The 16,543-nt window shown below is 57.2% G+C and carries 24 protein-coding genes and 1 tRNA gene; 6 read left to right on the forward strand and 19 right to left on the reverse strand.

The features are described 5' to 3' along the window. The first annotated feature begins 12 nt into the window (after window positions 1-12). The 4 genes from pal (at window position 13) to M2375_RS04420 (ending at window position 2,271) form a co-directional block, all read left to right on the forward strand. Window positions 13-549 (forward strand): peptidoglycan-associated lipoprotein Pal, encoded by a 537-nt coding sequence (pal, locus tag M2375_RS04405; RefSeq protein ID WP_259164191.1) that lies wholly within the window; start codon window positions 13-15, stop codon window positions 547-549. 8 nt (window positions 550-557) lie between these two features. Beyond that, window positions 558-1,319, forward strand: a complete 762-nt coding sequence (ybgF, locus tag M2375_RS04410) for a tol-pal system protein YbgF (protein WP_259164193.1) — start codon at window positions 558-560, stop codon at window positions 1,317-1,319. Between the two features lies 1 nt (window position 1,320). Beyond that, window positions 1,321-2,121, forward strand: a complete 801-nt coding sequence (locus M2375_RS04415) for a tRNA threonylcarbamoyladenosine dehydratase (RefSeq protein WP_259164194.1) — start codon at window positions 1,321-1,323, stop codon at window positions 2,119-2,121. Between the two features lie 74 nt (window positions 2,122-2,195). Next, window positions 2,196-2,271 (forward strand) — tRNA-Lys (locus M2375_RS04420). Window positions 2,272-2,366: 95 nt separating this feature from the next. Here M2375_RS04420 and M2375_RS04425 read toward each other — a convergent pair. The 14 genes from M2375_RS04425 to M2375_RS04490 form a co-directional block, all read right to left on the reverse strand. Beyond that, window positions 2,367-3,446 carry a tyrosine-type recombinase/integrase gene (locus M2375_RS04425; RefSeq protein WP_259164195.1) on the reverse strand — a complete coding sequence of 360 codons (1,080 nt, stop codon included), beginning with the start codon at window positions 3,444-3,446 and terminating at the stop codon, window positions 2,367-2,369. After that, a complete protein-coding gene (locus M2375_RS04430; protein ID WP_259164197.1) occupies window positions 3,430-3,714 on the reverse strand; it encodes a DUF4224 domain-containing protein in 285 nt (94 codons plus the stop codon). The genes M2375_RS04425 and M2375_RS04430 overlap by 17 nt, the downstream gene beginning before the upstream one ends. Before the next feature lie 126 nt (window positions 3,715-3,840). Continuing rightward, window positions 3,841-4,011: a hypothetical protein gene (locus M2375_RS04435; RefSeq protein ID WP_259164199.1), complete on the reverse strand. Its 171-nt coding sequence runs from the start codon at window positions 4,009-4,011 to the stop codon at window positions 3,841-3,843. Window positions 4,012-4,020: 9 nt separating this feature from the next. Further along, window positions 4,021-4,386: a hypothetical protein gene (locus M2375_RS04440; RefSeq protein ID WP_259164200.1), complete on the reverse strand. Its 366-nt coding sequence runs from the start codon at window positions 4,384-4,386 to the stop codon at window positions 4,021-4,023. After that, the gene (locus M2375_RS04445) at window positions 4,373-4,900 is read right to left on the reverse strand and encodes a hypothetical protein (RefSeq protein ID WP_259164201.1); all 528 of its coding nucleotides are present in this window, start codon (window positions 4,898-4,900) and stop codon (window positions 4,373-4,375) included. Before M2375_RS04445 ends, M2375_RS04440 begins: the two co-directional genes overlap by 14 nt. Further along, entirely contained in the window at window positions 4,897-5,655 is a 759-nt protein-coding gene (locus M2375_RS04450) for a hypothetical protein (RefSeq protein WP_259164202.1), read from the reverse strand. The genes M2375_RS04445 and M2375_RS04450 overlap by 4 nt, the downstream gene beginning before the upstream one ends. Window positions 5,656-5,657: 2 nt before the next feature. Further along, window positions 5,658-6,047, reverse strand: a complete 390-nt coding sequence (locus tag M2375_RS04455) for a hypothetical protein (protein ID WP_259164203.1) — start codon at window positions 6,045-6,047, stop codon at window positions 5,658-5,660. A 120-nt stretch (window positions 6,048-6,167) separates the two neighbouring features. After that, entirely contained in the window at window positions 6,168-6,791 is a 624-nt protein-coding gene (locus tag M2375_RS04460) for a hypothetical protein (protein WP_259164204.1), read from the reverse strand. Between the two features lie 201 nt (window positions 6,792-6,992). Next, a complete protein-coding gene (gene rdgC, locus M2375_RS04465; RefSeq protein ID WP_259164205.1) occupies window positions 6,993-8,120 on the reverse strand; it encodes a recombination-associated protein RdgC in 1,128 nt (375 codons plus the stop codon). A 62-nt stretch (window positions 8,121-8,182) separates the two neighbouring features. Continuing rightward, entirely contained in the window at window positions 8,183-9,982 is a 1,800-nt protein-coding gene (locus M2375_RS04470) for a YqaJ viral recombinase family protein (RefSeq protein ID WP_259164206.1), read from the reverse strand. A 3-nt stretch (window positions 9,983-9,985) separates the two neighbouring features. Next, the gene (locus M2375_RS04475; protein WP_259164207.1) at window positions 9,986-10,975 is read right to left on the reverse strand and encodes a recombinase RecT; all 990 of its coding nucleotides are present in this window, start codon (window positions 10,973-10,975) and stop codon (window positions 9,986-9,988) included. Between the two features lie 117 nt (window positions 10,976-11,092). Further along, window positions 11,093-11,269 carry a hypothetical protein gene (locus tag M2375_RS04480; RefSeq protein ID WP_259164208.1) on the reverse strand — a complete coding sequence of 59 codons (177 nt, stop codon included), beginning with the start codon at window positions 11,267-11,269 and terminating at the stop codon, window positions 11,093-11,095. Continuing rightward, window positions 11,262-11,441, reverse strand: a complete 180-nt coding sequence (locus M2375_RS04485; protein WP_259164209.1) for a hypothetical protein — start codon at window positions 11,439-11,441, stop codon at window positions 11,262-11,264. Before M2375_RS04485 ends, M2375_RS04480 begins: the two co-directional genes overlap by 8 nt. Continuing rightward, on the reverse strand, window positions 11,426-11,671 hold the full coding sequence (locus M2375_RS04490; RefSeq protein WP_259164211.1) for a hypothetical protein: 246 nt from the start codon (window positions 11,669-11,671) through the stop codon (window positions 11,426-11,428). Before M2375_RS04490 ends, M2375_RS04485 begins: the two co-directional genes overlap by 16 nt. A 243-nt stretch (window positions 11,672-11,914) precedes the next feature. Between M2375_RS04490 and M2375_RS04495 the strand changes: the two genes are divergently transcribed. Then, the gene (locus M2375_RS04495; protein WP_259164213.1) at window positions 11,915-12,271 is read left to right on the forward strand and encodes a hypothetical protein; all 357 of its coding nucleotides are present in this window, start codon (window positions 11,915-11,917) and stop codon (window positions 12,269-12,271) included. 125 nt (window positions 12,272-12,396) lie between these two features. Here the strand turns inward: M2375_RS04495 and M2375_RS04500 are convergent, their stop codons facing one another. From M2375_RS04500 to M2375_RS04515, 4 genes are all read right to left on the reverse strand, one after another. Next, complete coding sequence (locus tag M2375_RS04500; protein WP_259164214.1) at window positions 12,397-12,666, reverse strand: hypothetical protein; 270 nt, start codon at window positions 12,664-12,666, stop codon at window positions 12,397-12,399. A gap of 519 nt (window positions 12,667-13,185) precedes the next feature. After that, a complete protein-coding gene (locus tag M2375_RS04505; protein WP_259164215.1) occupies window positions 13,186-14,268 on the reverse strand; it encodes a macro domain-containing protein in 1,083 nt (360 codons plus the stop codon). Next, complete coding sequence (locus M2375_RS04510; RefSeq protein ID WP_259164216.1) at window positions 14,265-14,930, reverse strand: DUF4433 domain-containing protein; 666 nt, start codon at window positions 14,928-14,930, stop codon at window positions 14,265-14,267. The genes M2375_RS04505 and M2375_RS04510 overlap by 4 nt, the downstream gene beginning before the upstream one ends. A gap of 20 nt (window positions 14,931-14,950) precedes the next feature. After that, window positions 14,951-15,652, reverse strand: a complete 702-nt coding sequence (locus tag M2375_RS04515) for a S24 family peptidase (RefSeq protein ID WP_310473162.1) — start codon at window positions 15,650-15,652, stop codon at window positions 14,951-14,953. A gap of 230 nt (window positions 15,653-15,882) precedes the next feature. Here M2375_RS04515 and M2375_RS04520 point away from each other — a divergent pair, with 230 nt between their 5' ends. Next, entirely contained in the window at window positions 15,883-16,299 is a 417-nt protein-coding gene (locus tag M2375_RS04520; protein WP_259164217.1) for a hypothetical protein, read from the forward strand. Here the strand turns inward: M2375_RS04520 and M2375_RS04525 are convergent. Beyond that, the gene (locus M2375_RS04525; protein WP_259164218.1) at window positions 16,296-16,508 is read right to left on the reverse strand and encodes a hypothetical protein; all 213 of its coding nucleotides are present in this window, start codon (window positions 16,506-16,508) and stop codon (window positions 16,296-16,298) included. The two genes, M2375_RS04520 and M2375_RS04525, sit on opposite strands and share 4 nt — an antisense overlap. Window positions 16,509-16,543 lie beyond the last annotated feature (35 nt).

The following is a 16,543-nucleotide window of genomic DNA, read 5'->3' on the forward strand; positions in this document are numbered from 1 at the left end:
GGAGAGTTTTACATGTTGTCATTGAAAAAAGCTTCGCTGGCCCTGGTGGCCGCTGCCGTGTTGGCTGGTTGCAGCTCTGCACCTTCCCTGGATAACGCACCTGTCGAAGACAAGGGTGCAGCCACTGCCGGTAACGGCGCAGGCACCGGTGGTGCTGGCCAAAGCACCGTTGGTGGTGTGGACCTGAACAACAGCGCTGCCAACGGCCAAGGCCCGGTCGGTGTTGCTCGCATTGTGTACTTTGACTTCGACAGCTACTCTGTCAAGGCCGATGCACAATCGATGCTCGACGCCCATGCCCGCTTCCTGAAGGCCAACCCTTCGCGCAAGGTCATGCTCGAAGGCAATACCGACAACCGCGGTGGCCGTGAGTACAACCTGGCCCTGGGCCAAAAGCGTGCAGAAGCGGTGCGTCGTTCGCTGAACGTGCTGGGCGTGAGCGACAACCAGCTCGAAGCCGTCTCCTTCGGCAAGGAAAAGCTGGCTGCAGAAGGTAGCTCGGAAGATGCGCATGCACAAAACCGCCGCGTTGAACTGAACTACCGTTAATAGGCTCCATGAACCTCACCCGCAGTACTCCCCGTTGGATTGCACTGGCCGCTCTGCTGGCCTGTGCAAGCACATCCCAAGCCGCATTGTTTGAAGATGGCGACGCACGTCGCGCCATCATTGAATTGCGTCAGCGTGTCGATCAGCTGACGCAAGGCAACAACCAAAACGGCGAGGACACCTCGCAAGTGCGTCGCAGCCTGCTGGACTTCCAATCTCAGATTGAATCCATGCGTGGCGAGATGAACAAGTTGCGCGGAGAAAACGAGACACTGCGGCGTGAGGTTGCCGATTTGAAACGGGGTCAAACCGATCTGGCCAAGGGCGTAGAAGCCCGGCTCCAGCAGTTTGAGCCCGTCTCCGTCACCGTAGATGGGCAGGAGTTCAAGGCTGACCCTGCCGAAAAGCGTGATTTTGAAGCGGCGCTCGGCGTCTTTCGCAGCGGCAAATTTGCCGATGCTGCCGGCGTCTTCAGCAGCTTTATCCAGCGCTACCCCAAGAGCGGCTATGTGCCATCCGCACGGTTTTGGCTGGGCAACGCCTACTACGCCACCCGAGACTACAAGCCTGCTATCGATAATTTCAAGCTGATTCTGGCTCAGGCACCCGAGCACATGCGCGCGCCCGATTCGGCACTGTCCATCGCCAATTGCCAGATTGAATTGAAGGACACCAAGGCTGCCCGCAAGACCTTGGAAGACCTGATCAACGCCTACCCGCAGAGCGATGCAGCCAATGCCGCCAAAGAGCGCCTCTCCAAACTGAAGTGATATGAACGCAGCGTCTCCATCGGCGCCCGATCGGCAGGACGCCGAGGCGGACGTTGACATGCAAAGGCGCTTTGGCGGCCTGGATCGATTGTTTGGTGTGGCTCCGGCCGCGCAGATGCAGGCCAGCTGCATTGCGGTCATCGGCATCGGGGGCGTGGGCTCCTGGACTGCCGAGGCCCTTGCCCGCAGTGGCGTCTCTCGCCTGCGGCTGATCGACTTGGACAATGTGGCCGAGTCCAATATCAACCGCCAGATTCACGCACTGACCGACACCATCGGCATGGCCAAGGTGGATGCCATGCGCGCCCGCATCCGCCAGATCAATCCCCATTGCCAGGTGGAGGTGGTGGAGGATTTCCTTACCGCCGACAACTGTGCAGCGCTCCTGGATGGCGTCGACGGCTTTGTCGATGCCTGCGACCAAGTGCGTGCCAAGGCCGCCATGGCCAACTGGGGCAGACGCAACCAGCGGCCCTTTGTTTGCATTGGCGCTGCCGGTGGCAAACGCCTGGCCTGGAAGGTAGAGCAGGCCGACCTGGCCCAAACCACCCACGACCCCTTGCTGGCCCAAGTGCGTTACCGCTTGCGCAAAGAATACGGTGCCCCCAAGGATGGCAAAAAGATGAACGTGGCCTGTATCTTCAGCCAAGAGGCAGTCGCAGGCCCGGATCCATCCTGTGCGGTAGACGGTGATGGCTCGCTGAACTGCCACGGCTATGGCTCATCGGTAGCCGTCACCGCCACCTTCGGCATGTGCGCTGCCAGTTGGATTTTGGAAAAATTAGCGCATTCCAAAAAATGACAAAAAACCTACGCTATAATCTAAGTCTGTTGTGAGCAAGACCTCTTCTTCGGGAATTGTCAAGTAAGCACGGCGGGTCTTTAGCTCAGTCGGTAGAGCAGCGGACTTTTAATCCGTTGGTCGCGAGTTCGAATCTCGCAGGACCCACCATATAGAACAAAGAAACCCTGCTATCTTTTAGGTAGCAGGGTTTTTCGTTTATGTGACGCGATATGAGACGTGTCACATATCCAGTACCGGGCAACTCATGCCATAGGGGTGTCGTTAGGTTGGGCTGTGGCGTTCCATCTGGCCTTGATGTAGCGCTCGGTTGTGGTCTTATCCGAGTGTCCGCATAGCAACTGAATCTGCTCGATCGGAACACCAGCGAGCCACATATCAGTTGCTCCCTTACCCTTTAGATCTCGAAAGCCAAAGGAAGGGATAGGGCCCAGCCCCATGGCTTCCCGGCCAGAGTTAACTCTTTTGATGGCCTGGCCCAACATGGATGTGATGCCCGAGTAGGTGTAGGAATCGCCAGCTTGGTTGTGTACCAAGGGCAAGTCCATCTGTGGCTTTGAACCGGTCACCCGATTGATCAGCCTCTCAAGAGTTTCTGTCATGGCGATCTTCAACCGGGTTTTGGTCTTGCCTTGCTCGAAGGTGATGATCCGCTGACCCGTGTGAGGATCTCTCGCTAGTACATGCGGCGTCCAGTAAATGATGTCACTTTCTGGTCGCTGGAGGGTGCGATACGTCAGTTCCATGAGAACCCGCACCTGAGTGCCAGCCGCTTCGTAGACAACCCGATATTCCTCGTGGGTCACATAACGATCCCTTTTGCTCTCTGCATTTTCCTTTGTGCCGCTTTTCTGCATGCATGGGTTGATCTTGAGCTTGGTCCTGTTTGTGCGGATCATCCAAGAAATGCAGGAGCTGAGACAGGCTTTCTCCCGGTTGGCGCGCACTGGGCGCTCGGCTACCGCTCCGGCGTCCAGATATGCCTGAACATGATGTGGCTCGATGTGCTCAGGGAGCATTCGCCCGAAGAACACTTTCAGCGGAACTACGTCTTTGGTGTAGTCGCTGAGCGTTCGCGCAGATAGATCCTCTGCTTTGACGCGCGCCGCGCAATTGTCCAGAAATTGGTCGAGCCAATATGACATGGTTCCGAAGTTGTCGGATGGGCTGTTGTAAATAGCTGCGCGTTCTTTGGCCAGCCTGAGGTCAGTTCCAAGCCGCTCCCATCGACCTTCCCGATGACGGTAATAAAACGCATTGTGGCGAAACGACAGCCGTGTTCCTGCGAGACCCAATGGGTCTCCATCTTTACGTGCGCGTCCCATGTTTACGATTCATGAAGAAGTCTTTCAGACCCAAGACATTGGGCCCAGCTATTTCTGGATTTGACGATGAAGACGCTTCAACCTGGCCGCCGGTCATTACGCGGTCGAATTCAGCTCGCGCCACCAACGGGCGGCCATTGGGCTTGAGCTTGACCAGCATGCCCATGCGTTCAAGGCGCTTACGCTTTGCCGCACCGATCTTCAGCGGCGCGCAGATTTCATCAATCTCTTCATCCGTGAGGTATGGAGGGAAAGCAATTGTGCTCATGACGAAGACTCAAAAAAATGACCGCCGGTAGGCGGTCTGTGTCGAAAATGATTCTCGAAATCCCCATTTATGCCCTGGATCGGTGGGCCATTCGTTCTAGTGTTGCTTGAAATTGGCAAGACCAGCTTAAGTGGGTTTGCGGTCCGAACCTTGCAACATCCCGGCCCGGTGCAGGGCCTGCACAGTGCTGTGCGTGCGGTGGCTAAAGCTGTTGCGGGTCAGCCCAAGCAGCAGGGGCTGGCCGCTGACTGCGTTGTGCAGCATGGTGCGCTGGGCAGGTGAGAGCTTGGGTTTCATCTTTCCTTCCTACGCTTCAAGCGGGGTTTCCGGATCGTCAGGCGGGGAGAATTCCCAAGGGCATTGCGTGGGTGGCTTGTCACCGGTGGCCCAGATGGCGGCCAGCCAGCCGGAGCAGGCTTTGTGCGATCCGTCCGCTAGCCGGTCAACATGGCAGAGGAATGGTGTCTGCTCCAGCGTGGCCTTGACGGCGTCGGCCATGGTCTGCATGCAGCCATTGGGCACGGTGCCGGCGCGGAATGCGCAGGATTTGCAGCGCTCGTCGGGTTCGCCCTGGGCCTCAAGCGCTTTGATGACGGGCTCAACTAGGCGCACCAGCTGGGCGCCCAGCATGCGGCCCTCAGGGCTGATGCGATGATGGTCAGAGGTTGTCATTGGTGGCTCCTATTCCCTGTGCACGCTCGACTGCGGCGATTACTTCAAGCACGTCATCCTCACTGACCCCCTCGGAGCGGCTCCAGGTACTCGCAGACCAAACCAGTTTTCGGGCTGCCTCATGGCTCAGCGGCATCCGCTCAGTTGCAGCCAGGTCGGCATGCAGTTGGGCCCGCAGAGCAGGGATACGCTCGTCGCGCAGCTTCTGGAAGCGCAGGTACACATCGGCCGGCATTGCCTTGCCCATGTATTCCATATGCAGCCGCTCTCTGCTGCATTCCAGCTGCACCAGCTGTTCGATCAGGTCCCAGGTAGCCGGGCCCGCTTGTGTGGCCATCGCCTGGGCTGCATAGTCGGCGCCGGCCCGGAAGGCGTTGGCCCAAGCGCCGCCCACATCGGGCACGATGGCATTCTTCTCGCAGGTGTCCAGATACGCCTTGAGCGCTGCTGCACCAGCGGCGGGGAGGTCGCTGTTAGGTTGTGACTGGTCGGTGTTGGGATAGTGGCTGGTCATGTTTCTTCCCGTTCACGGGTTGCTTCTATTGCGGAATCGAGCACGGCGCGCAGGTGGTCGAGCGCCGACTCGTAGTGCTGGCCACGGCCGCCAAACGCGTCCATGGCACGCTGGAATGTTTCGTCGTTGAAGTGCGCTGCCTGGGCGAACGCGCGCAAGCGCTGGGCATCCTGGGCGTTGGTGTCGTGGACCTGGTCTGCTGTGTCCTGGGCAATCTCGTCTGCCGAGCGCCGCTTTTGGTGGACCGGGCCCGAAGGCCCAGCCGCCTGCACTTCAAGGATTTCGGCCTCTGAAAAGAAAATGCCCGCTTCTGCGGGCCCTGTGACCAGAACGGAGTCGCCCGGCGGGCCGCCCCTGCTCACGGCGTACTCTTCAATGATCGGGCTGGTGAGCTTCAGGATGGCCTTGGCCAGCGCGCGGGCCTCGGGCTGCTTGCGGGCATGTGCATGCTGGCCAACCCAGCGCGCGGCGGCGATCAGCTGCAGGGCGATGCTCACCACGTCGCAGGGCGCCTTGCCGCCTTCCGGGATAGCCTGGTGCAACAAGATGCTGCCGCTCTCCGGATAGTCAGCCAGCCAGCAGTGGAGGCTTTGCACACCTGGCATGACGAGAGCAATGGTCGGATCCAGGCCGATGCAAACCCGGTCATTCAGCTGTTTTTCTGTCCGCTCCGGAGCGATGGCATTGAGTGCGTCAAGCAGCTGGTGACCGTTGAGGACCACCGGTGCCGCTGAATGGCAGGTTGCATGGGTCATGGCTATCCTTTGATGAGATGCTTGCGACTTCCGAGGCCGTGCCAAGGGTGGCCTGGCCGAGGGCCCGAGTTCAAAAGAGCCTGCTCTCGTTCTTCAGGCGTTCGCGGCTCTGGCTCTGCGAATTGAGGCGCTGGCTCGGCTGTTGGCACAGCAGGGCGGTAGGGCCGCTCTGTGACACCGTTCTGGCCTTCGACGTAGGGCAGCGTGATAGCGCCGTCGATGGCCTTCACATAGTCAACTTCGACCTTGGCGCTGTTGATGATGGCCTGCGCCGTGTTATTGGCGATTTCGGCGCGCTTGAGGTCGATGTCCTTATCAGGATCGGTCAGCGCTTCGAGCTGCTTGAAGAGCATTTGACGGAGGTGTTCGCCGGTGTTTTTGCTGATGTTCATTTTTTCTATCGTCCAAATAGTCCAATGTGAATGAATCAACGATTGTTGAGATCGTCCCTAATACCGCCGTCATTCGCTCAGGAGGGATATGGCCCGCTCGTAAAGCGCGGAGCGTTGCAATCATTTCTGCTTTTGCTTCTTGGCTTCTTTTTCGATTCGGCGTTTTAACTGAACCAGTTCGCGCACCTCTGGAGGCAAGTGAGACCCTGTTATGGCTTCCCATATTTCGTCTTTCCTAATTAATCGAAGATTTTGCAGAGTTCGTGGCAAGTAGTTATTGATAATCATTAATGTGTATTCCTTCGGGATCGGCCCATGAATCTCTTCCCATTCAATGATGTCAACGCGTTTCCACCTGTCACTAGCAGGGCCAGTGCTGGATATCTTTCGTATCTTCAGTCCGCATTTGAGCAATGTCTCAGTTCCAACCGGACATACATGCTTGCGGCGTGTGAGCCCATTACTAAATAGCCGATTTCGTACTGACATAACCGTTCGGCCTAAAACTTTTGCAACATCTGCAGCATGAGCGCCTCTGAAAAACATGCCTCGCATAACAAACTCTTCGCTTTCGCTCCACTTCCGTATTGGTAAGCTCTTAACCTTTAGCTTTCCCAGCTTCTGCAACACAGCATGCTCAGTTCTGCCAAACGTTTCGGCTATTTGTCGTGCGTTATGTGTAAGCCTCATTTGCATTAATTGGGCTAAATCTTGTGTAGACCATAAAGTGCGTTTGAGCTTCATGCTCTTTTAATCCGTCAATTTTGCAGAATCTCTATTTCCTGATTGATAGTCAATATTAATCAGTAGGAAATTAGTGGACTATGTGTTTAAGAGGGCGGCTCTCGATCCTGTTGATTAATGGGAGAATCAACGACCGCAAGGCAGGCCTTCACCTGGTATTGGTTCGCGCTCCACGGCCGCTGGGCGGGGTTACTTGCTGGGTCATCCGATCACCTTTCGCGCGCCGGAGCTATCCATCTTGGAGACGATGCCCTGGTGCTCCATGGCCTCCAGCAGGCTGGCGGCGCGGTTGTAGCCGATCCGGAGGCGGCGCTGCACCATGGAAATGCTGCCCTTGTTCTCTGCACGGACAGCTTCCACGGCCTGCTCGTACATCAGGTCCTGTGAGCCGTCGCCAGATCCAGCAGGGGTCAGGGCGCTTGCCTGGGGCAGGGTGCCCAGCTCAGTGCGGCCTTCGCCGCCCAGTGCGTCGATCAGATCGGGGATCAGCTTCGACAGCTCGCCCGTGGCAATTGCCACATCAGCATCGAAGCCGTTTTCGTCGGGCTTGTCCTCCAGCACCACGCCCAGCAGTTCTACCCTTTTGAGCTGCAGGCCTTCGGTCAGCACGAAGCTCACCCGGTCATCCCAGGTCAAGGCCAGCTTGGTGGGCAGCTTGCCCTGGTCGATGTGCTCACGGACTTCGTCAATGCCCAGCGGGTGGCGGCCGTAGCGCACAACCGCTTTGGCTTCATCGGTGCCCTTGAGCTCGCACTCTTGGTCGATGCAGAAGCCGGCCGGCGCGTCGTAGCTGTGCAGCCAGGCGGCCATTGCGCCTTGAGGGCTGGCCTTGGTGTCCAGCAGTGCCACGGCAAAGCCGGGCGAGGCCTCCACCAGCATGGTCACCACCGTGTCGGCCCGGCCCTGCGCGCTGGCGTCGATTACCAGCAGGCGCGCGGCAGGGTCGATCCATACCCAGGTGCCCGCCTGCTTGGTGAAGGCCATTGGCAGCAGTTCCAGCTTGCACTCTTCCTTCAGGTCTTGGCGCTCTTTCCGGCCAGGCTTGCGGCCCTCGGTTTCCTCGATGTGGGCCACCTTCTCATCGAGCTTGCGGTTGAGCACGCTGCCCGGCAGCATCTTGCTCTCGCTCATCAGGCGCAGGATCCAGTGGCCGCCCACGGATTCAACCATGGCGCCGTGCTCTTCGCCGCGTGGCGGCACCCAGCCGGTGGACTGCTCTTGCGTGGCGCCACACGGCTCAAACTGTTGCTTGGCCAGCGCCTGGTCGAGTTGCGCCTGGTCGGGCTGCCAGGATTCGGAAATGCGGTAGATGATCAGATTTTTAAACATTGGTGTTCCAGAAATGCGGCAGCCCCGCACAGTGGCGGGCTCGGGAAAGTGTCTGGGGAAGCTCAGACAGCCACGGGCAGTTCAAAGCTCAAGGCTGCCAGGTGCTTGACCATCGCATCGCGGATCGCGGGCAGGTCGCAGGCGCGATACAGCTTTGATGCCTTCTCTGCGGCCACATGAGGAAAACCTAGTTGAGCCATGCCTGCAGAGTCTATGGTTAAGGGGGCGATCAGTGCCTTGATCTGGCCCAAGGTGATACGCCGGCCATCATCAACGCGTGATGCTGCTCGCGCCTGAACTGCGCTGATCACCTGCTTGGCGTCAATCCCGGCGACAGCCTCCGCTGCATTGCTGGCGGCCAAGTGAGCCAGGTCGTCTGCCACAGGCGCCGCCAGCGTGCCGGCCTGCACTGCCTGGCCAATATCAGCCTGCGCGCTCAGGCTCTGCTCCTGAATGCGCTTGCGCTCTTCAGCAACATCTGCCTGAGCTTTCGCTTGCTCTTCTGCGCGGATGCGCTCGCGCTGGGCCTCCAGTTTTTTGGCCTCCGCCGCCTGGTGCTGACCAATGCGCAGGGCGGCCAGCGCCCGGAAGTCTTCGGAGGCCTTAGCGCCCACGGTGCCAAAGTCCGGGAAGAGGGTGATCCAGTCACCACTGTCCTGCACTAGGTGCTTGCGGTTGGCATCAAGCTGGTCGGCCAGCGCGTTCGCGTCCACCTTGGCATTGGTCAGCGCCACCGCCACCCTGTCGCGCATGCTGTCGAGCGACTTCAGGCCTTTGATCACTTCGGCGAATCCGCCGGCCAGGCGCGGCAGCCAGTTGGTGCCCAAGCGCTGGTTGAGCGCGGCAGTGTGGCTGTCCAGATCCTGCTGAGCCTGGAGAACTAGCGACTGTTTGCGAGCATCCTTTTCAGACTTCACGCGCTTTTCCAGAGCGATGGCCTTTGAAGTGGCGATCTCGTCCAGCTGCTCCAGCACCGTCAGCGCTTCGTCCACGCTCTGCATGTTGGCGCGAACTCGCTTGCCAGCCTGCTTCATGGCCTCAGCCACATCGCGCAGCCACTTTGCGTCGTCATCGGCTTCGGCAAACTGCTGGTCCGTCTCCAGCACCGTGTTGATGCTGTTGATGCGGGTCAGCGCTCCGGCCTTGAATTCATCCAGATTGCTGGTGGTGATCTCTCCCTTGGCATCGAGGCGCAGAGCGGGAAGTGCATCGCGCAGCTTAGCTTCAGGGGCCGGTTTGGCGGCCTCAGCTTCCGGCTGATAGGCTGTCACTTCCTGCTCCAGCTGTGCCCAGCCGGCCACGATCTTGGCACGCAGCTCAGGGTTCGGCGTGTACCAGCAGCTGCGCTGTTCTTCGCAGATCCATTCGCCAGTGCTTTGGTCCAGCACCCATTTGCTGGCCAAGAACAGCGTTCGCTCCACCGTTTCGGCAACCATGGCTTGGTGTTCCATCTGCACCTGGTATTCCAGTGGCAGGTCGGTACCAGTAGCGCTCGGGGTCATCGCGTTGCGCAGCCGCTCATTCAAGCTCTTGTGCTCCCACGCCGTCTCGCCCATGAGGGTCAGGCCGTCAAAGCTCGCGCTGTTCTTGCCGTTGGTGCCCACCAACGGCGCCAGTTCCTCGCCGACGATCTTCTCGGCCAGTGGCCGGGCCAGCTCTTCAAACTGGTGACCTTGGTCAAAGCGGCGCTGGGTGGCGGCATCCACTTCCGGCTCTATGCCGGTGGACAGGCGCTTGATCAATTCCGAGCGGCTGGTGTAGCTGCTGCAGCCCATCATGGCCGGCGCGTCGCTCGCGTTGAAGTGGGCGGCCCGGTGCGCGTGCCAGGCTGGCGTGCCCTGTGTGAGATTCACGACTTTCATTGATTACCCTTCCAGCTCGGCCACGCGAGCGTCGAAAACTTCGTTCAGGCGCAGGCGCTGCGCTTCATCAGGGATGCCTTCCAGCAGGCTGCCCAGCTCGTAGAGCTTGTCCAAGGCGGCGGCGGCCTTCATGTCGGCTTCCAGCTTCTCTGGGCTCAGCGCCGGCGCGTCAGCGTCCTGCGTGTCCTTGGGCTGGACATCAGTAACCTCTTGCTTGGCTGCCGCGGTTGGCTTGAGGTCCAACGCCCGCAGCTTTTTGACCTGCTCGTCGGTGAACTCCAGGCTTGGATTGCGCGAGTAGGTGAATGCAATCAGCTCATCAGCCGTCTTGCGCCCACCGGTAATCACCTCCTTCCACTTCAAGAAGTTGCCTTCGAACTGGTCTTCTGGGTAGGGCTCCTTCACAACCTGAGCCTGTCCCATGTCTTTATTGATCGGAGGCTTGGCCGAAGTCTCCATGTCCTGCAGTTCTTCGGCCACTGCCATGCCGCGCAGCACATCAGGGAACACGTCGCGCAGGGCGAATGCGCGGGCGCGCAATTGGCGCATGCGCTTGGGGTACTGCGTCCAGGGGCCTTGCTTGCCAGCCAGGCCGGCCATGCGAGCATCTTCTGTGCTGAAGGATCGGATCTGCTCTTCACCGCCCTTGCGCCGAACACGGCAGGTGGCGGTGGTGCCGTCATCTTCTTCTGTGACGTAGTCGCAGACCGGGCTGGCGAGCACCAGGGCGATGACTGCATCACCCCAGAGAGCGGGGCGGCCGTTGATCACCGCAATGTTCTGGATCGCCTGCAGCGGCTTCATCCCGAGCTCGGTGCCCCACTGCATGGCGATCAGGCAGTTGGCCGGCTTGCCTTGGAAGTCCTTGGGCACCATGTTGCTGTCGGATAGGTACTGGGCGAATGTCAGCGCCTGCTCGAAGGTTTGGGGCGACAGGTCGACCTGCGTGTTTTGGCGTGGCGCCAACTGGCTGTTGGATGGTGAAGTGGTCATGGTTTTTGGGGTGGTGAGCTGGAAATCAAAAGGCGCCCCATGCCGCAATGTGCGCAGCAGCAGCGATGCAGATAGCGCTGAAAGCGCAGTAGATGGCCGCGAACAGCAGCTTGTCCTTCATTCTTGGATTCCTTGTGCTTGTGCGACAGCCAGGCGCTGCGCGACAGTGATGGCGTCCTGCACATCGGCGGCAGTGGCGCGCTCGACTGCGAGATCGCTCTCTGGGTCAGAAAAGAAAATGACCGCCAAGAGGGCGGCCAGCATGCATGCGGTGTGAATTGCGTTCTTACGCATAGCGGCTCCAGATGAAAGCGATCAGGCCCAGCACGATGACCAGTGCCAGCCAAAAGGAAAGCCGCTGGGTTAGCGGCTTGGTGTAGTGCTCGAAGGGGTCGTAGTACCCTGGGCCGTGGCCCCAGGCCTGTCCCATCGTTCGAGGTGTTGAGCGGTTCAGTGGATGACGCATTTCAGATCCTCCTGCAGTTCATCAAGCACCCGGCGCACGCGGTGGCCGCCGGCCGGTGAGATACGGTCGAGCTTGTCCGCTGCCTCGATTCCAATTTCCTGGTAACCCTTGATCAGTTCCAGCAACTGGGCGTTTTGGGCTTCAAGGTGGGCCCGTACAGGATCCTCTGTCGGATCGTCAGGGAGCATGGAATCCCAGCTGGCCTGGGCGCGTGTGAGTGCTAAGGTCATTTGCTCATTCCGGGAATAAAAATGCCCGCCTTGGTGGGCGGGCGGGGACACTGACTGGAAGGTCAGCGTGCTTTGGGATAAAAATCCATAAGCTAGGGTGGCTCGTACGCAGATGGCGTATCGAGCGGGAAGGGTGGATCAAGCATTCCAGCCCCGACCTTATCTATGCATTGCATCTCTGTCGGCAATGAATCTGTAAGCTCGGTTACCATTCAAGCGATTGCAATATGAACATATGAAGAAATGCGCAACATCGTTTACTACTTGCTGATGCTCATGCTTGGATATGCTTGGTACAAGTTCGGGCAGAAGCTACTTCGTCAAGGGCATCGTGATGAAAATGATGAACCGACCACGGGAATTTTTGGGCCATTTGGATTTTTGCTGTCTGCAGCCTTGACCTGCTACCTGGTCTTCGGTGCGCTGCGCGCGCTAATTCGGGGTGAGGTGTCATGCCTCGGTAGATCTTGTTCTGGACAGGTCTACACACTTGCAGCGCATCCTAGTGACTACTGGTCAAACATGTTTTTCATGATCTGGATCGTGTTTGCGTTGATATATGCGCTGTACGTGACGTTCATAATTTGGTCTCGAGACTAGAGCTACGCGAAAATTGCAATGCTGTGCGTAGGCCAAAATAGACACTAGGTCGTAATGATTTAGGCTTTCCGTTTGTTGTTAGCCAGAGGCAAGCACCGATTGCTCGGTGGTGTATCCGGCTGTTACTATTTGCGCATCAACGCCACCTGGAGCGAGAGTGCAGCAATGATCACAGCCAGTACCAGCAGATTCAAATACAGAGCGATGGCAGCGGCAGGCTTCAAAAAGAAGTCCACGCTCCAGGCTCCTGCTATGACTAAGAAGGTGCTTCGCTGGGCCATACACAGTCGCTCGCGCAACCTGTATTTGGCGTTCTTATCTTGGCCATTCATCGTGATCTTTCTCGCGGCGGTAGCCATTGCGCTGTTTCTGCCGGCATGGCTGCTCTGGGTCACAGCGCTTCTTTCGCTCACCAAAGCGATAGAGCGAATCCTTGTGGCAGATGCCGCTTGGAAGCGCAGAGGCAGACTAGAAGACCAAAGCACTCCATGAGAAGCGCTTTGGTTTTCTCCCCCGGCCTGACCGGGGTTGGCTGATCTAACCCGCCGAAGCGGTCCCAGCACTTGGCCTATTGCGGTAGCCAATCCTCCACCCTTCGCACTCGCCGGAACGTGGGTCGTCCTCGGGTCATAGCGGTTAGCTCCGCGCTGTCTAACACTGCACTTCGCTATCGCTGCACGCTGCGCTCCACTGGAGCTAGACCCGCCCGCTGCGTCCTGTAGGGCTTACCGGCTTCGTATCGCTTGCCGGGGTCGTTTCGCGTTCATTGCTGCAATGCCTTTAATGTAAGTGTGCTAACAAATTATGTCAAGTATACTTACGAAAAAGATAAGTGAACTGGATTGTTTTTGAATAGGCGCAAAAAAAACCGCCCTATGGCGGTTTTACTGAATGGGGTTGTCGGCCCTAATCTTTCATGCGTAGGCGTTCCATGAACTGGACTGTAGTCTGCCAAGAGTTGCCGTCAGTACTTCATCGTCATGAAAAATACGTGACTTGCGTTGTGCTGCCCATTCTCCCGCTGACCAGTTAGCGAGACCATTGCGAATTCCTGCAATGGAGGGCTCAACTTTTTCCTTGTGCAAAAGCCAGTCACAAGTGGCAAGCAATTCCATGCCAAACGGTGACTGAAAACCGTCGATCAACACCGAGATCTCCTCCAACGCCGTAGCGTACATCTTTGCCTCGCTTTGAAGATAGGCTTGAATCAACGGAACTCTTTCCCTGTCTATCCAAATGGTGTCCATCGGATTGGCATCGCCAATCCTCTTGTCACTGTGCAAATAACTCCCATCAAGTGAGTTGAGTAGGTGACTGAGCTTTGGTGCGTATGGACCATACAGGTGCGCCCTGAACTCCAAATTCAGCGTATTAGGAAGCTCTGCACGGCGTAGGATGGCCCGCTCTAAGAACCAAGCAAGCTTTTGAATTTCTAGCAAGCTGCAATCCATTCCCATCACTGCATAGCGGTGAACCAGTTCAGTGATCAGTGCTCGGGCAGGCGTTAGACGCTGCACGCCGGAGCGTTTTTCCACATTCTGATACTGGGTGGTTGGTTCGTACACAATGATCTCAGCCTCCAGTCCACTGAGAGCTCTGGTGATAAGCGGGTGCACTAGATTCCAGTCAAGGCCACCATTTCCCGCGCCAAGTGGAGGAAGCGCGATAGACTCGACTGCAGAGAGCTCAATCCAATTGCGTAAATCAGCCAGACCTGCCTCTATCCACTCTATACGTGAATCTCCCCTCCAATGCTGTTTGGTAGGAAAATTCACGATCCATTTAGGCCCATCTAGCTCATCAGTTGCGGTGACAAACATAGCGCCAGTATGGACCTCGCCCGCTTTGCAAGCTCGGGAGTAGAGCAGATAATTTTGTGGAAAACGCTCTTTGAACATGAGCGCAATCCCTTTCCCCATGACCCCCACGGTGTTAACAGTGTTGACCAGCGCTTGCGCACTAGAGTCAAGCAAGTTGCCTTGTACGAATCTGATCATTGGAAGTACCACGCAGGCCGGGCAAAAACTGACAATTTTAACTGTCTTTGAAGCAGCTCCTGCTTGATGGAGTTTTCGATAGCAGGTGAGTAACACACTATGCCAAGTAGTGACGCAACTGGCAAGTGATCGTGTACCAGCGCTTCAGCCTGGTAGCGCTCAACTTTGCGAGGGTCGTTCTCCGGATCTCGTTGGAAGTCGCGACGCTGAAGAATGGACCAGTCAATTTTGTTCAGATCACTGAGATCATGATAGTAGTTGCTTGCAACAAAGTAAGCGTGTGCATCGGTGAACAGAAAACGACGTCCCTCGCTTTGTATCTTGTGCAGACTAGATACAAGAATAGCAATTTCTGAGTTGGGTCTTTGCGTCACACCATTGCGTCCAGACTTGATGTTAAGAAACATCGGCGAGAACGGGGTGAAGTAGAACGGCACGTAGTCGTTCAGAAGCCCCTCATACGGGGCTTTGACGGCATGAGTGGCGCGTCTATTTGTTAAGTCAGCGTTACCGATTGACACCCATTGGGGATGCTGGATCGCACTGTTGCCACAGTATAGCCCATTGTCCAAAATCCAAGGCAGGTTGTTGACATGAACAATCCGGAAGATCAGCGCTTTTTCAGGGTTAAGTGCATCCTCGTAGGTGCGATTCGTCGCCATATGCTGTGTCCCTATTGATGTCAACCATCTTCCCACTTGCCCAGAACTGTTCCCAAGATATGGAACGGTTCGCGGATCGGCTCGTGCAGTGGGTTCAGCGGCATGAGCCACTGCCGACCATCTTCGTTTTTGTACACCTTAAAGGTTACGTCCCTCGCACCCTCTATGCAGGCTACCACTCGATCTCCATTCACTGGGGTTCGACGTTCAGGGTCTACAAAAATGATGCAACCCTCGGGATAAGTTCTGTTCGCTCCACTAGGGGCTGTCATTGAGTCGCCTCTCACTCGAAGCGCGAAAGTCGAGCTGCTGTGTGTTACGGGGCATTCCATCCACCGCTCAGCGTCTCCCGGCTGGAATGGATCCATAGCCTCACACCATTCTCCAGCTCTTACCCAAGAAATAAGGGGTACTTTGCCCCGCACATCAGGCCCAGGCTCGGTGTTCGCAGAAGAAGTTGGGAGCTTTTTTTGTCCCTCTCCAGTCGCAATCCACATGGTATTGAACCCAGTGCGCTGGGAAAGCTTGGCTGCTGGAGCCGTTTTTAGCGTCTTAGTGGGACCGTCTTTCCACTGCGTGACCGCAGATGAAGTCACCTCCGCTATTGATGCAATCTCTCCAACGGACATATTGGCGGTGCGCATGATTTCGGCAATGCGTTCTTGGAGTGTGCTCATGTAAGTTAGCTTACTTGCAATTTGTGTTAGCGTGCTCGTGATCATTCTGTAAGTATGCTAACCTTGTGCGATGAATAAGCAAGAAGCGATTCAACTATTGGGTGGTTCAGTGGCGCTGGCCGCAGAGTCTATCGGAATCAAATCACAGGCCATTTCCCAATGGCCCGACCCTCTAACTCCCAAGCTAGCCGACCGCGTTCAAGCTGCTTTGTGGCGCATGCATGTCGCAGGAGCAACTTCAATTGAGCCTACTCCCAAGCGCAAGGAGGTGGCCCATGGTTAAAAGCCTTATCACCCCTGAATCCATCAAGGCGAAAGCTGTTGATGTGCTCCGCCAACTGGATGGCTTGTCATACGCGGACGCGACACATGCGCTGGAAGTAGCGCAGCGCACGATGGCTGCGGCCATCGAACGCTTGCACGAAGAACAGACCTTCAGCCCGCCGAAATTCAGGGATCCGGCGCTCCAGCCGGGGCTAGAAGAAGCCATGGCGAAGCACGAAGGAGTGCGGGAAGCGTTCGCCGCGATGACCTCGGAAGAGGTTATGGCTATTCGCCCAGTAAGCATTACCGAGTTGCCAAGTGGCGCCGCGTGCATTGATGTGGGTGGCTTCGTTATGCGCCTCAACAGTGAGGAGCTGAGCGCATTGATTGCATTGCTGAAATCGCCGCGCAAGCAAGGGGGCGACTAGGTGTTTTCTCTGTATTCGTCCAAATTTCGAATGTGGTTGCCGAGCATCTTGTGCAACCGGCGCATTGTGGCCTCCGACATGTGCAGAGAGCTGAACTCGGCGTTCAATTCGGATGGCTCTCGAACCGTGACTTTGACAAAGACTTCTGTCATCCCGTCTTTGTACGACGACGCATCGGCTGCTTCGAGATCGATATTGAATCGTTTCATGTCTGCCCCTCCTGGGGATGGTAGTTGGGAAGCTT

This window comes from Comamonas sp. BIGb0152 (assembly GCF_024809975.1).
Taxonomy (GTDB): Bacteria; Pseudomonadota; Gammaproteobacteria; order Burkholderiales; family Burkholderiaceae_C; genus Comamonas.

Coding starts and splice junctions, on each gene's coding strand:
- M2375_RS04440 (WP_259164200.1), bottom strand. CDS start 4,386: ATGACAACCTCTGACCATCATCGCATCAGCCCTGAGGGCCGCATGCTG.
- M2375_RS04490 (WP_259164211.1), bottom strand. CDS start 11,671: ATGACCTTAGCACTCACACGCGCCCAGGCCAGCTGGGATTCCATGCTC.
- M2375_RS04515 (WP_310473162.1), bottom strand. CDS start 15,652: ATGATCACGAGCACGCTAACACAAATTGCAAGTAAGCTAACTTACATG.
- M2375_RS04525 (WP_259164218.1), bottom strand. CDS start 16,508: ATGAAACGATTCAATATCGATCTCGAAGCAGCCGATGCGTCGTCGTAC.
- M2375_RS04520 (WP_259164217.1), top strand. CDS start 15,883: ATGGTTAAAAGCCTTATCACCCCTGAATCCATCAAGGCGAAAGCTGTT.
- M2375_RS04445 (WP_259164201.1), bottom strand. CDS start 4,900: ATGACCAGCCACTATCCCAACACCGACCAGTCACAACCTAACAGCGAC.
- M2375_RS04425 (WP_259164195.1), bottom strand. CDS start 3,446: ATGGGACGCGCACGTAAAGATGGAGACCCATTGGGTCTCGCAGGAACA.
- M2375_RS04480 (WP_259164208.1), bottom strand. CDS start 11,269: ATGCGTAAGAACGCAATTCACACCGCATGCATGCTGGCCGCCCTCTTG.
- M2375_RS04495 (WP_259164213.1), top strand. CDS start 11,915: ATGCGCAACATCGTTTACTACTTGCTGATGCTCATGCTTGGATATGCT.
- M2375_RS04460 (WP_259164204.1), bottom strand. CDS start 6,791: ATGAAGCTCAAACGCACTTTATGGTCTACACAAGATTTAGCCCAATTA.
- ybgF (WP_259164193.1), top strand. CDS start 558: ATGAACCTCACCCGCAGTACTCCCCGTTGGATTGCACTGGCCGCTCTG.
- M2375_RS04510 (WP_259164216.1), bottom strand. CDS start 14,930: ATGGCGACGAATCGCACCTACGAGGATGCACTTAACCCTGAAAAAGCG.
- M2375_RS04430 (WP_259164197.1), bottom strand. CDS start 3,714: ATGAGCACAATTGCTTTCCCTCCATACCTCACGGATGAAGAGATTGAT.
- M2375_RS04485 (WP_259164209.1), bottom strand. CDS start 11,441: ATGCGTCATCCACTGAACCGCTCAACACCTCGAACGATGGGACAGGCC.
- rdgC (WP_259164205.1), bottom strand. CDS start 8,120: ATGTTTAAAAATCTGATCATCTACCGCATTTCCGAATCCTGGCAGCCC.
- M2375_RS04475 (WP_259164207.1), bottom strand. CDS start 10,975: ATGACCACTTCACCATCCAACAGCCAGTTGGCGCCACGCCAAAACACG.
- M2375_RS04450 (WP_259164202.1), bottom strand. CDS start 5,655: ATGACCCATGCAACCTGCCATTCAGCGGCACCGGTGGTCCTCAACGGT.
- pal (WP_259164191.1), top strand. CDS start 13: ATGTTGTCATTGAAAAAAGCTTCGCTGGCCCTGGTGGCCGCTGCCGTG.
- M2375_RS04505 (WP_259164215.1), bottom strand. CDS start 14,268: ATGATCAGATTCGTACAAGGCAACTTGCTTGACTCTAGTGCGCAAGCG.
- M2375_RS04435 (WP_259164199.1), bottom strand. CDS start 4,011: ATGAAACCCAAGCTCTCACCTGCCCAGCGCACCATGCTGCACAACGCA.
- M2375_RS04415 (WP_259164194.1), top strand. CDS start 1,321: ATGAACGCAGCGTCTCCATCGGCGCCCGATCGGCAGGACGCCGAGGCG.
- M2375_RS04470 (WP_259164206.1), bottom strand. CDS start 9,982: ATGAAAGTCGTGAATCTCACACAGGGCACGCCAGCCTGGCACGCGCAC.
- M2375_RS04455 (WP_259164203.1), bottom strand. CDS start 6,047: ATGAACATCAGCAAAAACACCGGCGAACACCTCCGTCAAATGCTCTTC.